This window comes from Helicobacter acinonychis (genome assembly GCF_900461455.1).
Taxonomy (GTDB): domain Bacteria; phylum Campylobacterota; class Campylobacteria; order Campylobacterales; family Helicobacteraceae; genus Helicobacter; species Helicobacter acinonychis.
In genome coordinates this window covers 843,823-869,338 of record NZ_UGIA01000001.1, presented here as the reverse complement: position 1 = coordinate 869,338, position 25,516 = coordinate 843,823, and the positions used below count along the sequence as shown (strand labels likewise).

Annotated in this window: 24 protein-coding genes, 1 tRNA gene and 2 pseudogenes; 9 read left to right on the top strand and 18 right to left on the bottom strand. The window is 38.2% G+C overall.

The genetic code is table 11. The annotated features are described in order from the left end of the window. Positions 1 to 66: 66 nt before the first annotated feature. The 9 genes from DYI00_RS04165 to der form a co-directional block, all read right to left on the bottom strand. Entirely contained in the window at positions 67 to 804 is a 738-nt protein-coding gene (locus DYI00_RS04165; protein ID WP_011578073.1) for a hypothetical protein, read from the bottom strand. Next, positions 804 to 2,081 (bottom strand): bifunctional phosphopantothenoylcysteine decarboxylase/phosphopantothenate--cysteine ligase CoaBC, encoded by a 1,278-nt coding sequence (gene coaBC / locus DYI00_RS04160; protein ID WP_011578072.1) that lies wholly within the window; start codon positions 2,079 to 2,081, stop codon positions 804 to 806. Before coaBC ends, DYI00_RS04165 begins: the two co-directional genes overlap by 1 nt. Continuing rightward, positions 2,078 to 3,061, bottom strand: coding sequence for a UDP-N-acetylglucosamine 4,6-dehydratase (inverting) (gene pseB, locus DYI00_RS04155; protein ID WP_041600287.1), 984 nt, complete (start codon positions 3,059 to 3,061; stop codon positions 2,078 to 2,080). Before pseB ends, coaBC begins: the two co-directional genes overlap by 4 nt. Before the next feature lie 21 nt (positions 3,062 to 3,082). Beyond that, positions 3,083 to 4,849, bottom strand: coding sequence for an OmpP1/FadL family transporter (locus DYI00_RS04150; protein ID WP_011578070.1), 1,767 nt, complete (start codon positions 4,847 to 4,849; stop codon positions 3,083 to 3,085). Beyond that, the gene (locus DYI00_RS04145) at positions 4,846 to 5,463 is read right to left on the bottom strand and encodes an HP0838 family lipoprotein (RefSeq protein WP_011578069.1); all 618 of its coding nucleotides are present in this window, start codon (positions 5,461 to 5,463) and stop codon (positions 4,846 to 4,848) included. Before DYI00_RS04145 ends, DYI00_RS04150 begins: the two co-directional genes overlap by 4 nt. A gap of 19 nt (positions 5,464 to 5,482) precedes the next feature. Next, a complete protein-coding gene (locus tag DYI00_RS04140) occupies positions 5,483 to 6,088 on the bottom strand; it encodes an LPP20 family lipoprotein (protein ID WP_011578068.1) in 606 nt (201 codons plus the stop codon). 312 nt (positions 6,089 to 6,400) lie between these two features. Then, positions 6,401 to 6,477: transfer RNA gene (locus tag DYI00_RS04135), tRNA-Arg, on the bottom strand. A 68-nt stretch (positions 6,478 to 6,545) separates the two neighbouring features. Then, entirely contained in the window at positions 6,546 to 6,830 is a 285-nt protein-coding gene (locus DYI00_RS04130; RefSeq protein ID WP_011578067.1) for an HU family DNA-binding protein, read from the bottom strand. 140 nt (positions 6,831 to 6,970) lie between these two features. Then, positions 6,971 to 8,359 carry a ribosome biogenesis GTPase Der gene (gene der / locus DYI00_RS04125; protein WP_011578066.1) on the bottom strand — a complete coding sequence of 463 codons (1,389 nt, stop codon included), beginning with the start codon at positions 8,357 to 8,359 and terminating at the stop codon, positions 6,971 to 6,973. Between the two features lie 76 nt (positions 8,360 to 8,435). On the opposite strand from der, the gene DYI00_RS04120 reads away from it, so the two are divergent. The 7 genes from DYI00_RS04120 (at position 8,436) to DYI00_RS04090 (ending at position 15,099) form a co-directional block, all read left to right on the top strand. Next, the gene (locus tag DYI00_RS04120; protein ID WP_011578065.1) at positions 8,436 to 9,311 is read left to right on the top strand and encodes a hypothetical protein; all 876 of its coding nucleotides are present in this window, start codon (positions 8,436 to 8,438) and stop codon (positions 9,309 to 9,311) included. Positions 9,312 to 9,387: 76 nt separating this feature from the next. Next, positions 9,388 to 10,176, top strand: coding sequence for a spermidine synthase (locus DYI00_RS04115; protein WP_011578064.1), 789 nt, complete (start codon positions 9,388 to 9,390; stop codon positions 10,174 to 10,176). A 1-nt stretch (position 10,177) separates the two neighbouring features. Further along, a complete protein-coding gene (gene coaE, locus DYI00_RS04110; protein ID WP_011578063.1) occupies positions 10,178 to 10,780 on the top strand; it encodes a dephospho-CoA kinase in 603 nt (200 codons plus the stop codon). A 309-nt stretch (positions 10,781 to 11,089) separates the two neighbouring features. After that, positions 11,090 to 12,451: an Asp-tRNA(Asn)/Glu-tRNA(Gln) amidotransferase subunit GatA gene (gene gatA / locus DYI00_RS04105; protein ID WP_011578061.1), complete on the top strand. Its 1,362-nt coding sequence runs from the start codon at positions 11,090 to 11,092 to the stop codon at positions 12,449 to 12,451. A gap of 9 nt (positions 12,452 to 12,460) precedes the next feature. Beyond that, the gene (gene guaB / locus DYI00_RS04100) at positions 12,461 to 13,906 is read left to right on the top strand and encodes an IMP dehydrogenase (protein WP_011578060.1); all 1,446 of its coding nucleotides are present in this window, start codon (positions 12,461 to 12,463) and stop codon (positions 13,904 to 13,906) included. Between the two features lie 121 nt (positions 13,907 to 14,027). Continuing rightward, positions 14,028 to 14,708 carry a F0F1 ATP synthase subunit A gene (locus DYI00_RS04095; RefSeq protein ID WP_011578059.1) on the top strand — a complete coding sequence of 227 codons (681 nt, stop codon included), beginning with the start codon at positions 14,028 to 14,030 and terminating at the stop codon, positions 14,706 to 14,708. Between the two features lie 142 nt (positions 14,709 to 14,850). Then, on the top strand, positions 14,851 to 15,099 hold the full coding sequence (locus DYI00_RS04090; protein WP_011578058.1) for an RNA-binding protein: 249 nt from the start codon (positions 14,851 to 14,853) through the stop codon (positions 15,097 to 15,099). A gap of 464 nt (positions 15,100 to 15,563) precedes the next feature. Here the strand turns inward: DYI00_RS04090 and DYI00_RS04085 are convergent, their stop codons facing one another. Then, positions 15,564 to 15,761, bottom strand: coding sequence for a hypothetical protein (locus DYI00_RS04085; RefSeq protein ID WP_011578057.1), 198 nt, complete (start codon positions 15,759 to 15,761; stop codon positions 15,564 to 15,566). A gap of 50 nt (positions 15,762 to 15,811) precedes the next feature. After that, positions 15,812 to 16,060 carry a hypothetical protein gene (locus DYI00_RS04080; RefSeq protein ID WP_104687597.1) on the bottom strand — a complete coding sequence of 83 codons (249 nt, stop codon included), beginning with the start codon at positions 16,058 to 16,060 and terminating at the stop codon, positions 15,812 to 15,814. 160 nt (positions 16,061 to 16,220) lie between these two features. Between DYI00_RS04080 and DYI00_RS04075 the strand changes: the two genes are divergently transcribed. After that, the gene (locus DYI00_RS04075) at positions 16,221 to 17,222 is read left to right on the top strand and encodes a HoxN/HupN/NixA family nickel/cobalt transporter (RefSeq protein ID WP_041600213.1); all 1,002 of its coding nucleotides are present in this window, start codon (positions 16,221 to 16,223) and stop codon (positions 17,220 to 17,222) included. Here DYI00_RS04075 and DYI00_RS04070 read toward each other — a convergent pair. Beyond that, positions 17,219 to 17,740 carry a flagellar FLiS export co-chaperone gene (locus DYI00_RS04070; RefSeq protein WP_011578054.1) on the bottom strand — a complete coding sequence of 174 codons (522 nt, stop codon included), beginning with the start codon at positions 17,738 to 17,740 and terminating at the stop codon, positions 17,219 to 17,221. The genes DYI00_RS04075 and DYI00_RS04070 overlap by 4 nt on opposite strands. A 134-nt stretch (positions 17,741 to 17,874) precedes the next feature. Here DYI00_RS04070 and DYI00_RS04065 point away from each other — a divergent pair, with 134 nt between their 5' ends. Beyond that, positions 17,875 to 19,188: a M14/M99 family metallopeptidase gene (locus DYI00_RS04065; protein ID WP_041600212.1), complete on the top strand. Its 1,314-nt coding sequence runs from the start codon at positions 17,875 to 17,877 to the stop codon at positions 19,186 to 19,188. A gap of 23 nt (positions 19,189 to 19,211) precedes the next feature. On the opposite strand, the pseudogene DYI00_RS04060 reads toward DYI00_RS04065, so the two are convergent. From DYI00_RS04060 to ftsH, 6 genes and pseudogenes are all read right to left on the bottom strand, one after another. Continuing rightward, a pseudogene (locus DYI00_RS04060) lies at positions 19,212 to 20,040 on the bottom strand (coiled-coil domain-containing protein). A 179-nt stretch (positions 20,041 to 20,219) separates the two neighbouring features. After that, on the bottom strand, positions 20,220 to 20,420 hold the full coding sequence (gene copP / locus DYI00_RS04055; protein WP_011578049.1) for a copper-binding metallochaperone CopP: 201 nt from the start codon (positions 20,418 to 20,420) through the stop codon (positions 20,220 to 20,222). Continuing rightward, the gene (gene copA / locus DYI00_RS04050) at positions 20,421 to 22,646 is read right to left on the bottom strand and encodes a copper-translocating P-type ATPase CopA (protein ID WP_115365291.1); all 2,226 of its coding nucleotides are present in this window, start codon (positions 22,644 to 22,646) and stop codon (positions 20,421 to 20,423) included. Beyond that, positions 22,643 to 23,356, bottom strand: coding sequence for a CDP-diacylglycerol--serine O-phosphatidyltransferase (gene pssA, locus DYI00_RS04045; protein WP_011578047.1), 714 nt, complete (start codon positions 23,354 to 23,356; stop codon positions 22,643 to 22,645). The genes copA and pssA overlap by 4 nt, the downstream gene beginning before the upstream one ends. Further along, positions 23,346 to 23,601: pseudogene (locus DYI00_RS08730) on the bottom strand (hypothetical protein). Before DYI00_RS08730 ends, pssA begins: the two are co-directional and overlap by 11 nt. A gap of 2 nt (positions 23,602 to 23,603) precedes the next feature. Continuing rightward, positions 23,604 to 25,511 (bottom strand): ATP-dependent zinc metalloprotease FtsH, encoded by a 1,908-nt coding sequence (gene ftsH / locus DYI00_RS04035; protein ID WP_011578046.1) that lies wholly within the window; start codon positions 25,509 to 25,511, stop codon positions 23,604 to 23,606. Positions 25,512 to 25,516 lie beyond the last annotated feature (5 nt).

Genomic DNA, 25,516 nt, shown 5'->3' with positions numbered 1-25,516 from the left:
ATTTTAAAGAATAGGTTAGTATTGGTTAAGTTTTTAGTTATTGATATTTAGAACGGATTAAAAAAACTAGCCTATCGTATCCAATAAACGCTCTTCAAACGCAAAAAGCATGGGGGTTTTTTCGCACACGATTTCCACACAAGAAAAGCCTAAAAGGGTGTTTTGAGACTCTTTTAAAACCTCTTTAGTCCTTTGGAGGGTGGTTTTTAAAAAAAGTTGTTTTTCTTTTTCTTTCAAGTAGATAACGCCACCAATTTCGCCTAAATTAGGATAGAGAGCGTAAAAATCAATGCTTTGTTTTTTGGCTTTCATTTGCAAAAAGGCTTTTTTTTGTTCGTTTTGAATCACAAAACTTAAAACTTGCGATTGCAAGCTTAAAAGCATGTTGGCTATATTCAAAAACTCTTGCGAATTTTTAGCATGGACTAATTTTTCGCTTAAAAGTTCTTTATATTCTTTTAAAGGGGTGGTGTCTTTAGCGCTTAAGATTTCTTTTATTTTTTTCATTTCAAGGGTGGGTAAATCGTTTAATTCGTCTAAGATTTTTGGGGCAGGCACTAAGTTTTTAAGCACAATATCGCCCAACTGATTTCTTTGCATGGTTGCAAAATAAGGCTGATTGATTTTTAATTCCTGTTCGCTTTTAGTGGGGATAATCCTATTACCCACTTGCAAAAGAAAAAGGTCTTTATCTTGTTTTTCTAGCACCTTTAAAAGAATGGGTAAAGTGGCGTTAAAGTTATGTGCGGCGTTTTTGGAATTAAGGGCGTTAAGCTGATTGAGAGCGTTTAGGGCTTCTAGCATTAAAGGGAATTGTCTTTGATAAAATCAAGGATTTTAAAACTCGCTTCTAGTTTATTCATAGAAGGGATTTTTTGGGTTTTGTTATGACTAAAGAGCCATAATTCATTGTCCAATGAGCCAAAAGGGCGTGAATCTTTAATGAGATTCAAAGCGACCACAGAGCAATTTTTGCCGTTATTTTGAAAGGGTTTTAAAAGATTTTGCGCATTTTGTATGGCGTTTTGTTGATCGTCTTCAGCTTTAAAACCAATTTTAATAAATTGATTAGGATCAACAGAGGCTAACAAATCCTTATTTTGAACACATTCAATATTTAGAATTTCACCGATCTCGCTTTTTTTAAGTTTATGGTTAAAAGAAGTTTTAGGCACATAATCGCTAATGGCGGCTAGATTAAAGAGTAGGGGTTTTAAAGCATGGTTTTGTAAGTTTTTAGCGGCTTTATCTAAGGCGTTTTCATAAGACTTGGTATCACTGACTAGAATATTTGTGATTTCTTTAGGCAAAGGGGTAGGGAAGTTTGATGCAATGAAAGTAACTTTCGCTCCCTTAAAATATAATGCTAAAGCCAACGCACTCGCTTGAATCCCGCTAGAAAGATTGCTGATCGTTCGAACGCTGTCAATCTTTTCCACACTCGCTCCGCCCATAACTATCACTTCTCTATTTTCAAAATAAGCGTCTTTTAAGAGCGTTTGAGTAGCTTTAAAAAGGATTTCTAAAGGCTCAGCCATCGCCCCATCGCCTTTAGTATCGCATGCTAAAAGGGCGTTTTGGGTGTCTAAAATGATGTGATTAAAATCTTTTAAGCGTTGTAAATTGCTTTGAGTGATAGGGGATTTAAGCATGTTAGTGTTCATGCTAGGGGCTAGGATTTTAGGGGAAGTGCAAGCTAAAAAAGTCGCGCTAACGATATTATCCGCTAAAGCGTGAGTGATTTTAGACAAGCTGTTAGCGCTTAAAGGGGCAAAGATGAGTAAATCAGCGTTAGCAGCACATGCGATATGGTTATGGTGTAAGGCGTTTTTGTGGTTGTAATGCCATTTTTCATTATGATCATGTAAGACTTTATAATGGCTTAAGGCTTCAAAGCTTAAGGGTTTGATAAATTTTTTTGCGCTCTTGCTCATCACTACTTGAATATTAGCCCCACTTTTAAACAACAAGCGCACTAATTCTAGGGATTTATACACCGCAATAGAGCCGCTCACGAGCAATAAAATGCGTTTGTTTTCTAATAACCTTAAGGGGTAAAATAAATCTTCTAAAAAATTCATAATAATCTTAATAAATCATCAGGCTCTAGCCATTGGCTATTATTATGGCTGCTGTATTCAAAGTCAGGGGCGACTTTTTGGCCTTTTTCATGGAGTTTGGTGAGCGTGTAATCTTTGGGTGTTTGAAAGCTTATGGTAGGCTGAATGATGAAAAAGTCTTCAAATTCTAGGGCTAAATGGCTTTCATCTTTAGGGATCATCACTTCATGGAGTTTTTCACCTGGGCGAATCCCTATGATTTTAGTAGGAATACTAGGGGCCAAGGCTTTAGCGAGATCAGTCATTTTCATGCTAGGGATTTTTGGCACAAAAATTTCACCCCCATGCATTCTTTTCAGGCTTTTGAGCACAAAATCTACCCCCTCATCTAAAGTGATCCAAAATCTTGTCATGCGAATATCAGTAATAGGGATTTCACTCGCCTTGTTTTGGACTAATTTTTTAAAAAACGGCACTACGCTCCCACGACTCCCCACCACATTACCATAACGCACCACGCTAAATTGCGTTTGAGAAGCGCCTTTAAAGTTGTTCGCGCTCACAAAAAGTTTATCGCTGCACAATTTAGTCGCACCATAAAGATTAATGGGGTTAGCGGCTTTATCGGTGCTTAAAGCGACAACTTGGCTGATTGCATTTTTTAAGCATGCGTTAATCACATTGCTCGCCCCCATGATATTGGTTTTAATGCATTCTAGAGGGTTGTATTCTGCAATTGGCACGTGCTTGAGTGCGGCCGCATGGATACAAATATCCACGCTCTCTAAAGCGTAATTCAAGCGCTCTAAATCCCTCACATCGCCGATAAAAAAACGCATCCTACTATCATTAAATTCCATTGCCATTTCGCTTTGTTTTAATTCGTCTCGGCTATAAACGATGATTTTTTTTGCTTTTGTGGTGTTTAAGACTTTATGAACAAAGCGTTTGCCAAAACTCCCAGTGCCTCCGGTGATTAAAATCGTTTTGTTATCCAACATGTTTTGATTGTTTGGCATGTTTTACCAGCGATAGCCTAAAGAAGCGCTAAAGATTCTTAATTGCCCAATGGTTGGGGATTGATACAAACTGGACCGGTTACTCTTAAAGGTAAAACTCCCTGCTAAACCCAAATCAAAGCCCCTAAAATTGTATTTCGTCCCAAGAGCCACGGTATAGCCATTAGAGTCCGGAATACCTATCGCATCTTGGGGGCTTGGGGCTTGATCGTAATTGAAAGCACCCATTAAACGCAAACTTTTACCCATGTAAGTGATACCTAATCTAAAGGTGTTCGTATCCCTCCAGCCAGCCCCCATGTTCATCACGCTTTTAAAATTCGCTAAACCCACCATTTTTTTAAGCGTTTCAGCGTCCAAGGAAGCGACCGTCCCACTCAAGCCCTTGTAAGTGGCGTTTGCAAAATCAGGGGTGACTAAGAATTTATTCCCTTGACTCCAAAAAGTACGCTCAAACACTCCCTCAATTCTTAAGTGATCTTTAAAAAATTGATGGGCGTATGCTAGGCTCAAAGTTTTGGGGAGTGAAACATTGATATTTAAATTGCCTTTAGTCAATACGCTCCCTAAAGAAGGGCCAAGCTCTGTGATCGCGACCAAACCGCCTTTCATGTTAAAGGTGACCGAAGAATTATACACCACCGAAAACATCCCATGATCAAACACACGCAAACTCCCTCCCACTCTATACCCCCCTGATAAGCCTTTCCCATTGGATTTTTGCACCACTTTCGTCGTGCCATAGAGATTCGCACTCGCTTCCACTAAACCGCTATAACCCATGATTTTTTTCAAGCCGTTGTAAAACTCTTGACAGCTTTGATTGTTCATATCTCCGCCAGCTTTTTGGCAATTTAGAGCCGGCTGATAGCCAATATTACCCAATAAAGTCATCATATTGCTTGGCACTTGATCGGCAAAAACATCGTTAGGCAAGTTTAAAATTTGATTGGCTGTTAGCACTGAAGCACCTTCTAAAGGCACATAAACGGTGTTATTAAAGCTCCCGGTCGCATAAAGCCCTCTTAAACCCACCCCCACAGAAAAGCGGTTTTTAATGGTATAACTCATGCTAGGGGCAAGCTCTACCATCATGATAAAAACATCATGCAAAAATTCCCCCCCTTTACCATTCCATTTCATGCCCAACCCACTAGGAGCAGTGAAACTCCCCCCAAAAGTGAAGCCATTGTGCGTGCGCGTTTTATAAAAGAATTTGGGTAAAACAAAATTAGTCGTGTCTGTCCAGCCATTCACGATTTGAGTGTCAGGATTTGAAGCGAGCGTGACGACTTTTTGATTGGTTAGATTCATTAGCCCTTGAACGCGATTGATCGCTTCTTTCAAGCCATCGTCCTTAAGGGCTGCGTTGCCAAGCGTTTTAATGATATTATCAAGCCCTATTGTTTTTAAGATGGCTAAAGTGTTTTGCTGGTTTTTATCAATTTGCAAGCTCGTTACCGAATACAGACCTTGATTAGTCGTGGGGACTTGAAACTTAAAGGCCGGGATATTGATCACGGTGGTGGTCATTTCAAATTCGCTCTTATTTTCGCCCCAATCGTTTGTAAAGCCCATGTTTGCCGGGTTGTAAAAAGAGGCGTCAGCACCTCTAGCCCCAGCGACATAAGCCGAGCCTAAAGCCGTGCCATTCAGGCTTTGCTCTTGGATTTTAAAGCCATTCGCATAAGAGAGTAAGGGTAAGCTTAAAGCGAGTAAATAGCGTTTTTTAAATTTTTTAAAAAAATAGAGTGGAGGAATCTTTTTCATTGGAGCTCGCTATCGGCGTTTTCATTGTCTTCTAAATCTTGCAAAGAAGGTTCATAAGGTTCAATCCTAATGGCAATTTTTTGCGTCAAATTTTGGAAAGAAATCAAACCATTTTTCCTTTCATAAAGGATAATTTCCCCACTTTTTTGAAACCTTTGGATCACATATCCAGGAGTTAGGTGGCGTTTTCCCAAACCTTTAAAAATATCCCTCCCTAAAACAATATCATCCAACAAATCCCCATAACTCACTTTGCCAAACAAATCCCTTGCCACAATCCATTTAGCCGAACATTTTTGGCTAAAACAAACGCTCCGTTTGGTCATATAAATATCGCCCACTTTTTGGCTGAGTTTGTAGAGAGTCACTGCGATATTACGGCTTCTATCGGTTTTAATCGTGCCGTAATCATAGAAGCGAAAAACCGGCGTGTTGATATAAATGAGCTTGAATTGGCGCAAGGCATTTAAAGTCTCTTCTCTTTTTTTACGGGCCTCTTCTTGTCTGATTTGCTCTCTAGTTTTAGGGGTTTGTTTAGAAAAAGGGTGCTTGGAGCAAGAGATTAAAAAGAGTGCCATCAAAAATAATGAAAAAGTGCTTCTAAAATACCGCATGGCTTATGGGGTGGAGAGTTTATCCTCTCGCTCCACTCAAAATACGATACCAAATTCTGCCGTCTAATTTAAGCTCCATGCTCACTTGACACAAGCCGTCTTTATAGATAGTCTCAGTGATTTCAGCGTTACGGATGAGAGCATTAACTTTGGTTTTAATCACGGAATTTTGTAAAACCATGTCCTTGACGGTGTCTTGGGCATTCACTCTAATGCCATACATTTTCTCACCTAATTGGCGGTAGCCATCAACGATAGCGGCTCGCTTAGCTAAAGCTAGAGCTTGAGAGGGCGAAATGGTGGATTCTGGAGCCACACCCATGCCGACTGCATTCAACTCAATGATATTATTGGGCGTGAGAATGGGGGTGTTAGGAATGCCGTTAATGGGGTTAGAGCTAATGACGGACTGTCCGTTATTCTCAAGACGAGGGCTTGGAAGGGGCTGAACGCTCTTTCTAGGGGTGAAGTTGGTTGGGGGGTAAATAGGGGCTTGCAAACCATTGGCTGAAGGGGGGATGAGCTTGGCGTCGGTGTTACGCTTTTTGAAAAGGGCACAACCACTCATTAAAAGGGTGGCAACAAGCAATGAATTGATACCAAAAAAGGCAGAGTGCAAACGCATGGGTTTTCCTTAATATGAGTTCGTTGGGGGTATTATATCATTTTTGAATGGATTTGTCATGTTGATGTTTTTAAATTGATAAGGTTGGTAAGATTTAAAGTCTAGGGGATTTGTTTTGAGATTTGTTGATTAAATAGGGATGACCAAAACCTTTTAATTTTTAAAAATGGGATTTTGTCACTTTATTTTTAAAGGCATTTTTGTGTTTTTATGATTAACGCCCAATGAAAATAAATCCAAAAAATACATTTTTGAAACGCTTTTTTAAAAATGGAGTTAAGTTTTTTAAAAAGAGTTTTTAAATAGTGCAAGTGGTGTCCTTGGCGGGATTCGAACCCACGACCTTACGATTAGGAATCGTACGCTCTATCCAGCTGAGCTACAAGGACATTTTACGTAAATTTGTATAGTAAAGCAAGAAACTTAATTCATAAGCCCCTTGCTGAGCGAATAAAACCTACTTGCCTTTTTCAACTTTTTGTTTAAGGATTTTGCCGGCTTTGAACTTAGGCACTCGCTTGTCTTTGGTTTTATAAGTTTTACCGCTTCCTGGCACTTTACCCTCTTTACCTTTTTGCTCTGCGGTTTCAAATTTGCCAAAACCGATCAACTCAACGCTCTCGCCCTTGCTTAAAGCTGTCTCTACCGCTAGAGTAAAGGCATTGATCACTTCTTCTGCTTCTCTTTTGCTGTTGAATTCACCGACTTCTTTGACCAAATCAATAAACTCCGCTTTGTTCATGTGGATAACCTCTTTTCTAATGGATGCCAAACCCAAGTGGCTTATCGCCTAGCTTGACTGATTGAGCAATGATTATAATCAAATCCTAAAGATAAATCAAGCAAAAACGCTTTTTTAAGGGGGTTTAACATTAAAAATTGTTAATTTTGTTGGACGCTCTTTTTATCTTTGGCGTTAATGATTAAAGGCGTGCCTAAAAAATTAAATTCTTTCCTTAAAGTGTTAATCAAATAGCGTTTGTAACTGAAGTGCAAGGCTTTAGGGCGATTCATTACAAGCGAGATTTGAGGGGGTTTGGTGGCAAATTGCGTGGCGTAATACACTTTCACTAATTTCCCACCATCGCTTGGTAAGGGGTGTTTTTGAGTGGCTTGAGAAATCACGCTATTGAGCAAGCTTGTAGGGATGCGTTTGGAAAAACACTCATAGACTTCTATAATCTTATGTTTGATCTCTTCAATATGGCGCGTTTTTAAGCAACTGGTTGTGATCACAGGGGCGTATTCTAAAAAGCGGAATTTCCTTTTTAAAGTCGCCATGATCTCTTCATAAGGGGCGTAGCGGATGTCCCATTTGTTTAAAATAAGAATGATCCCCAAAGAGTGTTTATCTGCTAAAGAGCTAATCTTTTCGTCTAATTCCACAAAAGGAGCGCTCACATCTAAAACTAAAAGTGCAATATGGGATTTTTCTAAGGCTTTTTGAGTGCGTTCTAGTGCGTATTTTTCAATGCCTAAAATTTTGCCCTTATGTCTGATGCCAGCGGTATCCACAAAGCAAATTTTTTGATTTTTGACTAAAATGGTTTCGTCTATGGGATCAATAGTAGTGCCAGCCACACTAGAGACGATGCTCCTTTCTTTTTGCGTGAGTACATTTAAAAGCGAGCTTTTGCCCACATTTACCCTACCGATGATACCCACTTGAATGATTTCTTCTTCATTATTTCCATCTTCTGTGTTGTTGGGGGTTTCTAAGCTTTCTAAAATATCTATATCTAAATCTTGCTCTATGATTTTGGTCAAGCCTAACGCATCCAATATTGCATCAATTAACGCACTAATGCCCCTATTGTGCGAAACGGAGATATTAAAACTCTTTGGCATGCCAAAAGAAGAAAACGCATAAGATCGCTCTTTTTCTTTGTCGTTATCAATTTTATTGATCACTAAAAAGCAATTAGGGTTGATTTTAAAAATCTCTCTAAAAAGCTTGATGTCTTCATCGCTAGGGATAGATTTGCCATCTACAACATATAAAATCAAATCGCTCATTTGAGCAGCTTTTAAATTAAAGGCTTTGATTTCTTTAGACAAAAAAGCGTCTTTAGCCATGCCCCCTGTATCCAATAGCTCTACTTCATGACCATTTAGTGTGATTTTTCGTTTGTTAATGTCTCGTGTAGTGCCCACAAAATCTGAAGTGATAGCGATCCTTTCTTTAGCCAAGCGGTTAAACAACGAGCTTTTCCCCACATTAGGCTGACCTAAGATCGCAATGGTTTTTAAGGTTCTAGGGCTTGTATTCATCTTTCTTATTGCTTCATTTCAATCAAAATTAGATTACAATATTATAGTTATTTAAAGCTTAAATAAGGGTTTGGCATTGTTTTTAGTCAAAAAAATGGTTATAGCAATCGTGGTTTTGTACTTTTTGGCTTGCTCGCAAGAGGGTTTTATCAAATTGCAAAAAAAAGCCCAAGAGCAAGAAAATGACGGTTCTAAACGCCCTAGCTATGTGGATTCTGATTATGAAGTCTTTAGCGAAACGATTTTTTTAAAAAACATGGTGTATCACCCTATAAATGAGACAAACACTCTCACCCAATTAATAAGCGATGGAGACAATGACCCTGAAGAAACTCCTTTGATTTTATTGAATGAACCCAATGATAATGAAAAAAACCCACCCCTTTACCAAAACGATCCCAGTAACAGCGCTAACAACGATAATAATGAAAAAAACCCGTTCCTTTACAAGTCTAAAAAAGAAGCAAAAGGGGCAAGACTCATTGAATATTCCCAACAAAATTTCTACCCCCTAAAGAATGGGGATATTGCTCTAAATAGAGATGGGGATCAATTTTTGATAGAAATCAAATCCAAAGCCTTGAAGCGTTTTTTAAGAGATCAAAACGATAAAGAACTCCAAATCCAAACTTTCGCTTTTAATGACACTAAAACGCAAATCGCTCAATTTAAGGGTAAAATTTCTTCGTATGTTTATACCACCAATAACAGCGATTTGAGTTTAAGACCTTTTTATGAATCCTTTTTATTAGAAAAAAAGAGCGATAATCTTTATATGACAGATAAGGCTTTAGATACGATTGAGATTTCAAAGTGTCAAATGGTATTAAAAAAGCATTCAACCGATAAATTAGACAGCCAGCATAAAGCCATTAGCATTGATTTGGATTTTAAAAAAGAACGATTTAAGAGCGATACACAACTCTTTTTAGAATGTCTTAAGGAAAGTTAGGGCTTTTGTTGATTTAGATTTTTTGGGTAGCATATAAATTAAAGAGATAAGTATTACAAAGCAATGAAGGATTTTAATGTGGATCACCCAAGAAATCACGCCGTATTTGCGTAAAGAATACACGATAGAAGCGAAATTATTAGATGTTAGAAGCGATCATAATATCTTAGAGATTTTTAAATCTAATGATTTTGGCGAGATTGCGATGCTTAATTCCCAGTTGTTATTCAAGAACTTTTTGCATATTGAAAGCGAATTGCTCGCTCATATGGGAGGTTGCACTAAAAAAGAGCTTAAAGAAGTTTTGATTGTAGATGGGTTTGATTTGGAATTAGCCCACCAGCTTTTTAAATACGACACGCATGTGGATTTTGTGCAAGCAGATGAAAAGATCTTGGATAGTTTTATTAGTTTTTTTCCCCATTTCCATGGAGTGAAAAATAATAAGAATTTCACGCATGCTAAACAATTTTTAGATTTAGACATTAAAAAATACGATTTAATTGTTTGTTTGCAAGAGCCGGACAAGCATAAAATTGATGGTTTAAAAAGAACGCTTAAAGAAGATGGCGTGTTTATTTCGGTAGCCAAACACCCACTATTAGAGCATGTGAGCATGCAAAACGCCCTTAAAAACATGGGCGAGTTTTTTTCTATTGTCATGCCTTTTGTAGCACCTTTAAGGATTTTGAGCAATAAGGGTTATATTTATGCGTCTTTAAAAACCCACCCCTTAAAAGATTTGATCGCACAAAAAATAGAAGCACTAAAAAATGTGGGATACTATAACGAAGACATTCATAGGGCCGCATTCGCTCTCCCTAAAAATTTACAAGAAATCCTTAAAGAAAATATCAAATCTTAAAATGGTTTTAAAAAACGCTATTGCTCTCACAGGGGGGATAGGCACCGGTAAAAGCACCACCATTAAATTACTAGAATCGCAAGGCTATCAAATCTTAGATGCGGATAAAATCGCCCATCAATTATTACAAGAGCATCGGCTAGAGATCGCCCAACATTTTGGATCAAGTATTTTAGAAAAGGATATTCTTAACAGAAAAAAACTTGGCACGATCGTGTTTAAAGACTCTAATGAGTTAAAATGGCTAGAAAATTTTTTGCACCCCTTGATCCGTGAATGCATGCTAAAAAAAGCGCACGAATTAGAAAAAAACCATCAAGCGTATTTTTTAGACATTCCTTTGTTTTTTGAAGTGGGGGGTAAAGAACGCTATCCTGTGAGTAAAGTGGTCTTAATCTATGCACCTAGGGCTTTACAAATTGAGCGCCTTTTAGAGCGAGACAAACTCAAAGAAACTGAAATCTTGCAACGCCTAAATTGTCAAATGGATATAGAGCAAAAACGCTTGATGAGCGATTATGTTATAGACAATAGTTTTAGTTTAAAAGATTTAGCTAAGCAGGTTGAATGTTTTTTAAAAAATCTTGGTTTTGTTTCCAATTAAATGTTGAAAATTTAAAAAATGCTCAAAGGTATTTTTTACAACCAATATCAAAGAGCTTGATTTTAATCAAGCGATAACCCCTTGAAAAAAGCGGTCTTCTTGGGTCAGGGGGATCTTAAGGGGGTTAAGGGGGGTATTAATTGCAAAATGTCCCCCTATCCCCTTAAGGGAATGAGTTTTAAAAAAATGATGAAAACAAAATTTAAAAGTCCGATTTTCTAAGAGACTTTCATTGTCAACCAATGCTTATAAGCTCGTTTTGTATTGAAGCATGTTAAACTATCATTAAATTTTTTGTAAGGCTAAAACATGATCACTTTAAAACAAGCCCTTTCTTTATCCCAAGATGAATTAGAAACCCTTAAAAACGGAATTGACGCTAATGTTAGAGCTTCAGATTTGAACGCTTACATTAAAGCCCCTAGTCTTAATGGTGCTAGTGCTAAGGGTGTGCCTATCCTTATTAAAGACAATATCAGCGTTAAGGGGTGGGAGATCACTTGCTCTAGTAAGATTTTAGAGGGCTATGTGGCTCCTTATCATGCGAGCGTGATTGAAAACTTGCACCAAAACAGCATGGCAGGGTTTGGGCTTTCTAACATGGACGAGTTTGCGATGGGGAGCACCACAGAGTCTAGTTGCTATGGGATCACTAAAAACCCACGAGATAAAAACAGAGTGCCTGGAGGGAGTAGCGGGGGGAGTGCCGCAGCGGTGGCAGGTGGCTTGGCTGTGGCAGCTTTAGGGAGCGATACGGGTGGGTCTATCAGACAGCCAGCGAGCTATTGTGGGTGCGTGGGGTTAAAGCCCACTTATGGGAGGGTGAGCCGTTATGGTTTGATTGCGTATTGTTCTAGTTTTGATCAAATTGGGCCTATCACACAAAATGTAGAGGACGCTTCTATTTTATTTGACGCTATTAGTGGGCATGATAGTAAGGACTCTACGAGTGCGAATCTCAAACCCACGCAAACTTTCAAAAATCTTAATAGAGAAAGACGCTTTAAAATCGCTGTTTTAAGAGATCACATTAAAGATGCGAGTAATGAAGTGCAACTCGCTTATGAAAACACCCTTAAGGCTTTGAAAGAAATAGGGCATGAGATTGTAGAAAAAAAGATATTGGATTCGCATTATCAAATCTCTATCTATTATATTATTAGCATGGCTGAAGCGAGCTCCAATCTGGCTAGATTTGATGGGGTGCGTTATGGGAGAAGGGCTCAAAATATTAAAGATTTAAAAGAATTGTATCTTAAAAGCCGTAGTGAAGGTTTTGGCGACGAGGTGAAACGCCGTATCATGCTAGGGAATTTTGTCTTAAGCAGTGGGTATTATGACGCTTATTATTTGAAAGCCCAACAAATGCGTTTGATGATCAAAGAGCAATACAACAAGATTTTTGAAGAAGTGGATTTGATTTTCACTCCTGTGGCTCCCACGACCGCCCCCTTATTCAACTACCATGCAAGCCCTTTAGAAATGTATTTGAGCGATATTTACACGATCGGAGCGAATTTGAGCGGTTTGCCGGCCCTTTCTTTGCCGGTCGCTAAAGATCCTTTAGGCTTGCCCATAGGGATGCAATTCATTGCTAAGGCTTTTGATGAGCAAAGCCTTTTAGATGTTTCCTACGCTTTAGAGCAGGAATTAAAATTAAAACTAGATTAAGGATAGAAAATGAGAATTTTACAAAGGGCTTTGACTTTTGAAGATGTGTTGATGGTGCCTAGAAAATCTAGCGTTTTACCTAAAGATGTGAGTTTAAAATCTCGCTTGACTAAAAACATTAGCTTGAATATCCCCTTTATTAGCGCGGCTATGGATACGGTTACGGAGCATAAAACCGCTATTGCTATGGCGCGCCTTGGGGGTATTGGCATTGTGCATAAAAACATGGATATTGAAACGCAAGTTAAAGAAATCGCTAAGGTTAAAAAAAGTGAGAGTGGGGTGATTAATGATCCTATTTTTATCCACGCGCACAAAACTCTAGCGGACGCTAAAGCTATAACGGATAATTACAAGATTTCAGGCGTGCCTGTGGTGGATGATAAGGGGCTGTTGATTGGGATTTTAACCAATAGAGATGTGCGTTTTGAAACGGATTTGAGTAAAAAAGTGGGCGATGTGATGACTAAAATGCCTTTAGTTACCGCTCATGTGAGCATTAGTTTAGATGAAGCGAGCGATTTGATGCACAAGCACAAGATTGAAAAATTGCCTATTGTAGATAAAAACAATATCTTAAAAGGCTTGATTACGATTAAGGACATCCAAAAACGCATTGAATACCCTGATGCGAATAAAGATGATTTTGGGAGACTAAGAGTAGGGGCGGCTATTGGAGTGGGGCAATTAGATAGGGCTGAAATGCTAGTTAAGGCTGGGGTTGATGCGTTGGTGTTAGATAGTGCGCATGGGCATTCGGCGAATATTTTACACACTTTAGAAGAGATTAAAAAAAGCTTGGTGGTAGATGTCATTGTAGGGAATGTGGTAACTAAAGAGGCTACAAGCGATTTAATTAGTGTGGGAGCGGATGCTATTAAAGTGGGTATTGGGCCAGGAAGCATTTGCACCACTAGGATTGTAGCTGGAGTGGGAATGCCCCAAGTGAGTGCGATTGATAATTGCGTAGAAGTGGCGTCTAAATTTGATATTCCCGTGATTGCAGATGGAGGGATACGTTATTCAGGAGATGTGGCTAAGGCTCTAGCTTTAGGGGCATCAAGCGTGATGATAGGTTCTTTACTCGCTGGTACAGAAGAATCTCCTGGGGATTTTATAATTTATCAAGGGAGACAATATAAAAGTTATAGGGGCATGGGCAGTATTGGGGCTATGACTAAAGGGAGCTCTGATAGGTATTTTCAAGAGGGCGTTGCGAGTGAAAAATTAGTCCCTGAAGGTATTGAGGGGCGTGTGCCTTATCGTGGTAAGGTTTCAGATATGATTTTCCAATTAGTAGGGGGCGTGCGCTCTTCTATGGGGTATCAGGGGGCGAAAAATATTTTGGAATTGTATCAAAACGCTGAATTTGTAGAAATCACTAGCGCTGGGTTGAAAGAAAGCCATGTGCATGGCGTAGATATTACTAAAGAAGCCCCTAATTATTATGGGTGAATTTTAAAAGAAAACAAGACAAATCATTAAAAAACTCGTTAAAAAGCTTGGTTTAATGAGTTTTTAAAACTTAATTGCTACAATGAAGAAAATTTTCAATAAGGCTTAGAGAAACTTTTTCATGGAACACAGAGTATTTACTGTTGCTAATTTTTTTAGCTCTAATCATGATTTTATCACCGGTTTTTTCGTTGTTTTGACAGCGGTTTTGATGTTTTTAATTTCTCTTGGTGCATCGCGTAAAATGCAGATGGTACCTATGGGTTTGCAAAATGTGTATGAGAGTATTATTAGTGCCATTTTAAGCGTGGCTAAGGATATTATAGGCGAAGAATTGGCCCGCAAATACTTCCCACTAGCCGGCACGATCGCTTTGTATGTCTTTTTTTCTAACATGATAGGCATCATTCCTAGTTTTGAATCCCCCACGGCTAGTTGGAGTTTTACGCTAGTTTTAGCGCTGATTGTGTTTTTTTATTACCACTTTGAAGGCATTAGAGTGCAGGGTTTTTTTAAGTATTTCGCCCATTTTGCAGGTCCCGTGAAGTGGCTCGCACCTTTCATGTTCCCTATTGAAATTATCTCGCATTTTTCTAGGATTGTGTCTTTATCGTTTCGTTTGTTTGGGAATATCAAGGGCGATGACATGTTTTTACTCATCATGCTCTTATTAGTGCCTTGGGTTATTCCTGTAGCACCCTTTATGGTCTTGTTTTTCATGGGGATTTTGCAAGCTTTTGTTTTTATGATCCTTACTTATGTGTATTTGGCAGGGGCTGTTTTAACCGATGAGGGGCATTGATTAAAACAAAGTTAAGCAATCATTAGATAAAATTTGTTATGCTTTCGTGTCGGATGTGTTGGGTTTTTAAGAGTGTTACTTTTTGATAACTTTTTCATATTCTTGTAAGTAGTTTTTATTTTTTCTAGCGGAGAATTTCACTTTGAGAAACATTTATGTAGGGAATTTGGTTTATAGTGCTACCAGCGAGGAAGTCAAGGAGCTTTTCAGTCAATTTGGCAAGGTGTTTAATGTCAAGCTTATTTATGACAGAGAAACGAAAAAACCCAAAGGGTTTGGTTTTGTGGAAATGCAAGAAGAGGGCATCAATGAAGCGATCGCTAAATTGAACAATACGGATTTTATGGGGAGAATCATCAGAGTAACCGAGGCTAATCCTAAAAAATCTTAATCTCATATGGCATTTAGGAAATGATAAGATCATTTTCTGATGCGTTTTGATCTTTTTGCGTTTTTGGTTTTAAATATACCTTTCATTGTGTGAAGTTTATTACAGATTAAATTTTAACTATAGGAATTAAAAAAAATGTTAAAAGCATTTTTATAATCAATAGCGACAACTTCTTAAAGCGTTCTTGTAGGATTAAAGAGAGAATGATTTCAAAATACACTCCTATCCCTTTAAAAAATGAGTTCTACCATAAATCAAGTTTAATGCTATCAATTTAAGTATCTCTCTAGTTAGTGTTTGAAAGTTTTTTGGGTCAATCTAACTCAAGCGGATTTTTTATCTCTCAACCCACGCTCTTTAAAGGGAGTAACAAGTTCTCTCTTCTAGCTTCTTGATTAAGATAAGCCCAAAACCCTCTATTTTAGAGATTGGGTTAAATTGATTCTCTAATCAATTGCCTATCGTTACTCCCATAGCTTGGTTGCAATTTGCGAGGATAGTCTTTGTTTTTTAACAGCTTCTTTGCGACGCTCTTCTTCTTTTTCACTCTCTTCTAACGCCTCTGTATCTTGCATCCCATATTCTTCCTCTATAAAAGGTTCATTCCAACAAACTTTACCTGCTCTCTTATCATTCCAACATTTTTCTTTTGAAAAAAGCATATTGGCTACACCCTTTAACAAAGTTCTAGTCAATTTTAACGCCCCAACAGCTAGTATCCCACTCCGTTTTTTTGCACTTCTGCCACCGTGTTTGCAACACATTGTTGAAAAGGTGAAAACGCAGAAAACCTGTAAATTTCGTTTGAATACTCACTGCAAGACCCAACGGCTTTAATGCAAATGTCTTTGAGGGTGGGTTTGTTGTCCTCTGCATTGATGGTATTGGCTAAAAAACAAGCCAGACTGATCGCAAGGAGTGCCTTTTTGCCCCATTTTTCCATGGATTTCAAAGATGCCATGACCTTTCATTTAAAAATTTTATCGCTCTTTAAACTTTGGAAGTAATATATATATAAGAACTAGCTTAATGCCCACTTTTTCTTAAAATGTTTAACACCGCTCGCTTTCTTTAGGCTTTTTATATTACAATTACTCAAAAAATCTTATTAAAGGCACGCTGTGAAATTGTGGTTTCCTTATTTTTTGGCGATTGTGTTTTTACACATCTTGGGTTTAGTTTTGCTCTTTATGGCCAACAACGCCTCTTTTTATGCAGCGGCTTCTATGGCTTACATGCTAGGGGCAAAGCATGCGTTTGATGCGGATCATATCGCTTGTATAGACAACACGATTAGAAAGCTCACCCAACAAGGTAAAAACGCCTATGGTGTGGGGTTTTACTTTTCTATGGGGCATTCAAGCGTGGTGATTTTAATGACCATTGTCAGCGCGTTTGCGATCGCTTGGGCTAAAGAGCATACGCCGATGCTAGAAGAAGTAGGGGGAGTAGTGGGGACTTTGGTTTCCGGGCTTTTTTTACTCATCATAGGGCTATTAAATGCAATTATTTTGGTGGATTTGTTAAAGATTTTCAAGCAATCGCATTCTAATGAACGCTTGAGCCAGCAACAAAACGAAGAGATCGAACGGCTTTTAACGAGTAGGGGCTTACTCAATCGCTTTTTTAAACCCTTGTTTAATTTCGTTTCTAAATCGTGGCATATTTATCCTGTGGGTTTTCTTTTTGGACTCGGTTTTGATACCGCTAGTGAAATCGCGCTTTTGGCCCTTTCTAGCAGTGCGATTAAAGTGAGTGTGGTGGGCATGCTCTCTTTACCCATTCTTTTTGCCGCTGGCATGAGTTTGTTTGACACGCTAGATGGGGCGTTCATGCTTAAAGCGTATGATTGGGCGTTCAAAACCCCTTTAAGAAAAATCTATTACAATATCTCTATCACCGCCTTGAGCGTGTTTATCGCTCTTTTTATTGGGTTGATTGAGCTTTTTCAAGTCGTTAGCGAGAAGCTCCATTTAAAATTTGAAAACCGCCTTTTAAGCACCCTACAAAGTCTAGAATTTACAGACTTAGGCTATTACTTGGTGGGCTTATTTGTGGTAGCGTTTTTAGGCTCGTTCTTTTTATGGAAAATCAAATTTTCTAAATTAGAGAGCTCGATTTAAGCTCTCAAATTATCATTCAACAAATCTTTAAGGCTTTTGTTTGAAAAACTTTGTTTTGGCATAAAGACTTTAGGGTTTGAAAGGCTTTCACTCAAATAAGCTAATAATTCCTTAATTTCGTTTAATTTTTCTTCCAAATAAGCTTGAAACTCGCTCGCATTTTCTAATAAATGTAAAGGACTATCCACGATAATAGAAAAAATTTCATCGTTAATTGCAATGTTGAGCTGGGTGTCAAACAAAGGGGAGGCTAAAAACTGGCAATTTTCTACAATTTCTTGCAATTCTTGTTTAGTCATAGAGACTTGTAGGGCGTCTTTATCTTCTAAACCCATGCTCTTATTGAAGAGTTTTTTACAAGCGATTTGCAAGACCTGTAATGCCCCAACGCTCTCATTTATATTTTTCATGTCTCTGCTGAACTTGGCGATTTGTTGGGATTTGTTTATCGCATTGGTTTTAAAATCGCCCACTTCAATACCGCCCAAATGCTTTTGAAGAGTTTTTAAAATATCCATAAAAAACCTTTTAAATAGAATTAAACACTCACAAGCATTTTTCGTTCCTTTTTATAAAACTTAAAAAACACCCTTAAAAAAGGTTTTTTAGGTATAATTAACGATCTTTTAGTTTCAAATAGTAGAGAGATTGGATGAAAAAAATATGGCTTTTATGGGGTTTGTGTTCTTTGGTGTTTTTGAATGCGATAGAGGCGATAGCAAAAGTCCCTAAAAATGTAGAGGATAGAGACAAAGCCCCCCATTTATTGCTTTTAGCGGGGATTCAGGGCGATGAGCCTGGAGGGTTTAATGCGGCTAATTTGTTTTTAATGCACTATAGCGTTTTAAAAGGATCTGTTGAAGTGATTCCGGTATTGAACAAGCCTTCCATGTTAAGAAATCATAGGGGCTTGTATGGGGATATGAACCGCAAATTTGCCGCTTTAGACAAGAATGACCCAGAATACACTACTATCCAAGAAATTAAATCCTTGATTGCAAAACCCAATATAGACGCTATTTTACACTTGCATGATGGCAGTGGGTATTATCGCCCTAATTACATTGATGCGATGCTTAACCCTAAGCGGTGGGGGAATTGCTTTATTATTGACCAAGATGAGGTTAAGGGGGCGAAATTCCCTAATTTGCTTATTTTTGCAAACAATACGATTAATAGCATTAACGACCATTTATTGCACCCCATTGAAAAATACCATTTAAAAAACACGCATACTGCACAAGGCGATACAGAAATGCAAAAAGCCCTAACTTTTTATGCCATCAACCACAAAAAGAGCGCTTTTGCCAATGAAGCTAGTAAAGAACTCCCTTTAGCATCAAGAGTGTTTTACCATTTGCAAGCCATTGAGGGCTTACTCAATCAGCTCAATATCCCTTTTGAGCGCGATTTTGAGCTTAATCCTAGTAGCGTGCATGCCTTAATCAACGATAAAAGTTTGTGGGCAAAAATCAGCTCTCTACCCAAAATGCCCCTTTTTAACTTACGCCCTAAACTCAATCATTTCCCTTTACCCAACAACACTAAGATTGCACAAATTCCCATAGAGAGCAACGCTTACATTGTAGGGCTAGTCAAAAACCAGCAAGAAGTGTTTTTAAAATACGGCAACAAGCTCATGACACGATTATCGCCTTTTTACATAGAGTTTGACTATTCTTTAGAAGAAGTGAAAATGCGGCTTGACAATAACGATCAAATGGTTAAAATGGGGAGCGTGGTTGAAGTGAAAGAGAGTTTTTATATCCATGCTATGGATAATATCCGCGCGAATGCGATCGGCTTTAGTGTTTCTAGCGCGAGTAAGCCTAATGAAGTGGGTTATACAATTAAGCTTAAAGATTTTCAAAAACGCTTTTCATTGGACAAGCAAGAAAAAATCTATCGCATAGAATTTTATAAAAATAATGCGTTTAGCGGAATGATTTTAGTGAAATTTGTGTGAATATGGATAAATCTCATTGCATTTTAATATTCTCTAATGATTTTGGTATTTTTCGCTTTAAATAAATAGGTGTTTTTAGCTTGATTTATTTCTAGCGTGTTGTCTTTGATTTTCAAATTAAAATTAGAATTTTAATCAAGTCAAAAAGCAGTTTTTGATAGTAGAGGGTGATGGTGTAGGTTTTATCATCAAGCGTTAGCTCAATAATATCGCTTGCATGGTTATAGTTTGTGATTAAGGCGTATTTTCGCCCTCTTTTATCTTTTATCCGTTATTTCTATGGATAGGGTCTCGGTGAAAAGATCCTTTTTAATAAAGCGTTTGATGGTTTCTTTTTTCAACCATTTAAAAACAACGACATGTTTTGTTTTTAAGCGTAGGGTGATTTGATAGGGGTAAATTTTAGTTTTAAAATCATTTGCTTTGATTAATTTAAAAGTGTCTTTAGCCGCTAATAATCTTTCTTGAAAATTTTCATGCTCGGTTTTAGCGGTATAGGTATTTCTTTTTGTTTTCAAAAATATTAAATCATCTTGCAACTCAAACACAAACCTCTTTTTGAATTTCGTGCCATTTTCTAAAGATTCGTTTTCTGTTTTTGTCTCTTTGGATTTCATCGCTCAAATCCATGGCTCTGCCCACCTTGTCAGTGAGCTTCTCTCTCAAATAGTTGTTTTGCTCCGTGAAAACGAACCGGTAAAACTCGCTTTTGTTTGAGAAAAACAAATCTTCTACTTTCTCATCGGTCTTGTCCACCATGTGCTTGATGAAATTCTGCTCTAAGCTCGCTTCGGCTTGTGCGATTTCACGCTTCAAGGTTTCAAGCTCGATCTCTTTTTCTTTGATACCCATGCTCATCCTTTCTTATTTGATGGTGGAACCATACAAAAAAATTACAATGATTTTTAGGGTTAGGTTTTTGTCAAAAAATAACCCTATTTTTTTACTAGTTCTTTTTTAGAGCTTCAAAATGTAAAAAACCTACAAGATTAAACCCAACGCATTTATTTATAATCAAACCACCTTTATAATCAAACCACCTCTTGCCCGGCATCCAATAAGGCTTCTTTAATCAAATCCTGTGTCGCTGGAGCGTCAAATTCTACGATCACGCTCTTGTTTTCCACGCTCACATCAATAAAATTCACGCCTTCAATTTCGCCCACAAATTTTTCAATTTTATCCACGCAATGACCACAAGTAATGCTTGGCACTTGAAAAGTTACTTTCATTTAATGATCCTTAATTTTAAAATTCCTTATCCTTTGGGAGTTTAAGACCACACTTACAGAGCTTAAGCTCATCGCTAAACCTGCAATCGCTGGGCTTAACATGATATTAGCCTTATAAAGAACCCCACAAGCTAAAGGGATAAACACGCTATTATAACAAAAAGCCCAAAACAAATTTTCTTTGATATTTTTGATGGTCGCCTGGCTTAATTGAATCGCACTATAAACCGATTTAATGTCATTGTTAAAGCTTACAATATCCGCTGCTTGCACGCTCACATCGCTCCCCTTAGCCATCACCACCGCTACATCGCTCATGGCAAGGCTTGGGGCGTCATTCAAGCCATCGCCTACCATCATAACGATCTGCCCTTTTTCTTTAAGCTCTTTGATCTTGTTGAGCTTGTCTTGTGGTTTAGCGTTGCTGATATAATCATCTATCCCTAATTCAAGTGCACATTTTTGGACATTCTTTAGATTATCCCCGCTTAAAAGAAAAGTATTAATGCCTAAATTTTTGATTTGAGCAATATGCTCTTTCACGCCTTTTTTAGGCAAATCTTCTAAAACAAACACCCCTAAAAGCTCATCTTCTTTTTCATTAATAGCTCTAGCTACAAACACTAAAATCCCATTTTCTTTAATTTCTAGGGGGTTAATAAGGTTAAAAAATTCGCTATTGCCGACTTTGATGATTTCTTTAGTACCTTGATAATCTATTTTAGCGCTAATACCAAAACCTGTTTTTACTTTAACTTCACTGATTCCCTTTAAGGGGGCGTTGTATTCTTTAGCGTATTCCACGATCCCCTTAGCAATGACATGTTCGCTATTATGTTCAATACTGCTCGCTAAACTCAATAGCTCTAATGATTCTATATTAGAATGGACGCTTTTAACGACAGGCTTACCGTTAGTGAGTGTGCCGGTTTTATCAAAAACGATCGTATTGACTAGCCTTGCTTTTTCTAAACTTTTAGCGTCTTTAAAAAATAAACCTAAAGAACCCGCTTTTTGATTTGCTACTAAGATACTCATAGGCGTAGCTAGCCCTAAAGCACAAGGGCAAGAAATCACTAAAACTGATACAAACACTTCTAAAGCGATGCCAAAATTCCACCAAAAATCAGGCTTAGGCGCGATGATGAGCCACACTATAAACGCTAAAGAAGCGATAGCGATCACGCTTGGCACAAACACGCTTGAAACCTTATCCGCTAAGCGAGAAATCTCTGCCTTTGAGCTTTGGGCGTTATGTATCATTTCTATAATTTGAGACAAGGTGCTGTTTTTGTTATTTTGTGTGGCTTTCATTAAAAAACTCGTATTGCTATTAAGCGTCCCTGAAAAAACCTTATCGCCGACTTTTTTATAAACCGGTAACGCTTCGCCGTTTAACATGCTCTCATCTAATTCCCCTTCGCCCTCTATAATTTCACCATCTACCGCAATCGCGCTTCCAGGGAGGACTTTTAAAATATCCCCCACGACGATACTATCCACCAAAACTTCAATTTTTTGGTTATCTTGCATTTTAAGGGCGGTTTTTGGGGCGTTTTTCATCAAGGTTTGCATAGCGTCTAAGGCTTTGTCTTTAGAAATATTTTCAATGCGTTTGCCCACCATCACAAACATTAAAATCACGCACACGCTTTCAAAATAATAATGCCCATAAGACCATTGGTCTGTATAAACGAGATACAATTGCCACAAGCTTGAATCTAAAGCGGCGGTTGTGCTTATGGCGATAAGGCTGCTCATGTTGGGCTGTCTGTGCCATAAAGCCTTAAACCCTTGAATGTAAAAATCCCTCCCCAAATGCATGACAATGAGCGTGCCTATAAGCTGTAAGCATGCGTTTAAAAAATTACTATGATTATTTATTGTAAGCAAGCTTTTAGGTAAAAGGCTAGGGCTAAGCATCGCCCCCATAGAAAGATACACCACAAAAAGCGTGAAAATGACCGCTAGAATTAATTTAACATTAGGGCTAAAAAATTCTTTTTTTTCTTTAGTGAGAGTTTTTTTAGGGCTATAACCCAATTTTTCAATGAGTTTGAAAATTTCATCTAAATTGGTTTCATTTTCGTTAAATTCAATGTTAGCGCTCTTATTTAAAAGGCTCACTTCTATTTTTTTCACAAAACTCCTACGCCCTAAAGAGCGTTCAATCCCACTAGAGCAAGCCGTGCAAGTCATTCCCTCTATATAAAAAGACGCTTTCATGCACTCTTATTTTTATTAAAAATAATTTTTACCATTAAAAAAAGCCAACGAATGATGCCATAAATCAAATACAGCCCCGTAAACACGCTTAAGGCTTCTAAAGGGCGCACAACCACTAACGATAAAAAAAGCAACACTAAAGTAAAAAGTTTGAGATTCCACTTCACTTTTTTGAAATTAGGGTAGCGGATATTGCTCACCATAAGCACCCCTAATAAAACAATAAAGCTTAAAAATAACTTTTCGGTATTTCCTTCTAGAAAATGGTATTTATTATCCAATAATACACAAAGCACCACTAATACCGCCGCAGCAGGAATGGGGATACCGATGAAAGAATAGGGATCGCTTGTGTTCGTGCTGATATTGAATCGTGCCAACCGTATCGCTCCAAAAATCACAAACAACGCACTCACCACCATGCCTATGCGTCCGAAATTATACCCCACATAAAAGTAAGTGATAAGGCTTGGAGCCACCCCAAAAGCGACTACATCAGCTAAGGAGTCAAATTCTATACCAAATTTGCTAGTGGTGTTAGTAAGCCTTGCGACGCGCCCATCAAGCCCATCTAAAATAAGACTCGCTACCACCAACCAACATGCCATGACAAATTGATAGCTTGAAGCGTAAAAAATACTCATCATGCCTAAAAAAATACTGCTAGCTGTGAAAAGATTAGGGAATAGATAGAGAGGGTTAATGGGCATTAGAGACTCTTTGTAATGGGTTTGATGAGATGTTTTGGAATAAGAATAATCTTAAAATCAATTATGAGAATTAAAACCTTACAAGCGTTAAAAAATGCATAAAAAATGAGCGTTAGAAACGCTCTGCAACGCTGTTTGTAGATATCAAATTTGAGAAAACAAAATCTAAGGAAAGATTTCAAACAAACAGAATGCCGATAATAGGGTTTAAAAACCTCATTAAAGATCTGTTTGAAAATCCGCACTTTTAACTCGCTTGCTCTTCTAAAGGGATCAAACGGCTTTCTAAATTGTTAGCGACTTCATATTCGCTGATAATTTCGCGCACCCTTTCGCCTGAAATGACTTCTTTGTCAAACAACTCCTTGACCATGATTTCAATCGCTTCTTTATAATCGCTTAAGGTTTGTTTGACATGATTATAGCGTTCTTCTAGCAGGTTTTTAATGAAAAGATCCATTTCTTCTGCGGTTTTTTCGCTAAATTCCCTATTGCTTCCATAACCACCTCCTAAAAAGGCGTTCCGTTGCTTTTCTAACACCATAAGCCCACTGACACTACTCATGCCATAGTAACTCACCATGCCTTTAATAATATCAGTCGCTCTTTCTAAATCATTGCTCGCACCGGTAGAAATTTCTTCCAAAAAGACCTCTTCAGCCGCTCTTCCGCCTAAAAGCACATCAATTTCCGCGATGAGTTCGTGTTTCTGCATCAAGTATTTGTTTTCTTCAGGCGTGTTAAGGGTGTAGCCTAAAGCCGCCATGCCCCTTGGAATGATAGAGACTTTATTCACCCTAGCACTCCCTTTAGTCATTTCAGAGATCACAGCATGCCCGCTTTCATGATAGGCGACAATTTTCTTTTCTTTAGGACTGATGCGTCGGCTTTTCTTTTCTAACCCTGCAATCCCTCTTTCAATCGCTTCTTTCAAATGCTGTTGTTTGACTTCTTTGTGGTTGCTTCGTCCTGCTAAAAGTGCGGCTTCATTGATGATATTCGCTAAATCCGCCCCCGCAAGCCCTGCGGTGAGTTTGGCGACTTCTTGCAAATTCACATCATTAGCGAGTTTCACGCCTTTAATATGCACTTTTAAAATCTCCACTCTGCCATTAAAATCAGGTTTATCCACTAAAACCTGCCTGTCAAAGCGTCCTGGACGCATTAAGGCTGGGTCTAAAATTTCAGGGCGATTCGTTGCGGCTAAGACAATCACGGGTGCGTTTTCGCTCCCAAAACCATCCATTTCAGCTAAGAGCTGGTTTAAGGTTTGCTCTCGTTCATCATTCCCACTTATCATGCCTCCAGCCGCTCTGCTCTTACCTATGGCATCAATTTCATCAATAAAAATGATGCTAGGGGCTTGTTTTTTAGCGGTTTCAAATAAATCCCTAACTCTGCTTGCCCCTAAGCCTACAAACATTTCAATGAAACTGCTCCCCCCCATAGAGAAAAATGGCACATGTGCTTCGCCGGCTACCGCTTTTGCTAAAAGGGTTTTACCCGTTCCTGGAGGGCCTACTAATAACACTCCTTTAGGGATTTTGGCCCCTAAATTGGCGTAGCGATCAGGGTATTTTAAGAAATCTACGATTTCTACCACTTCTTCTTTAGCTTCTTCATTGCCTGCCATGTCATTAAAACGCACATTGGGTTTTTCTGCGTTAATGAGTTTTTTCGCACTCCCCATGCCAAAAATACCCCCACCCATATTCTTTTGCATGCGGTTTGCCATAAACATCCATAGCCCTAAAATCACTAAAATAGGCATGAGCCACCCTAACATGTCCGTAAAAAAGTTAGATTCGCTAAAACCAGAATAATTGATTTTTTTCTCATCTAACAAAGGCACTAAGGTTAAATCAGGCACTCGTTTAGCGATATAAATCACACGATTATTGCCCTCTTTGTGGCTAGCTTTAATCAAAGTCTGACCAATACTCACATTTTCTACTTCATTATTGCTGATGAGCTGTTTGATTTCATGGTAGCTCACATTTTTAGTGCTAGAGGACAAGAAATTGTCCGAAAAACCGCCATCAGAACCATCAGAATTGAAAGAGCGTAGAAAAAAGATGAGCAAAATCCCCCCAAGAACTGCAAGGATAAGGGGACTTTGAAAAAAAGGTTTTTTAGGTTCGTTCGTTGGTTTCATTGTAA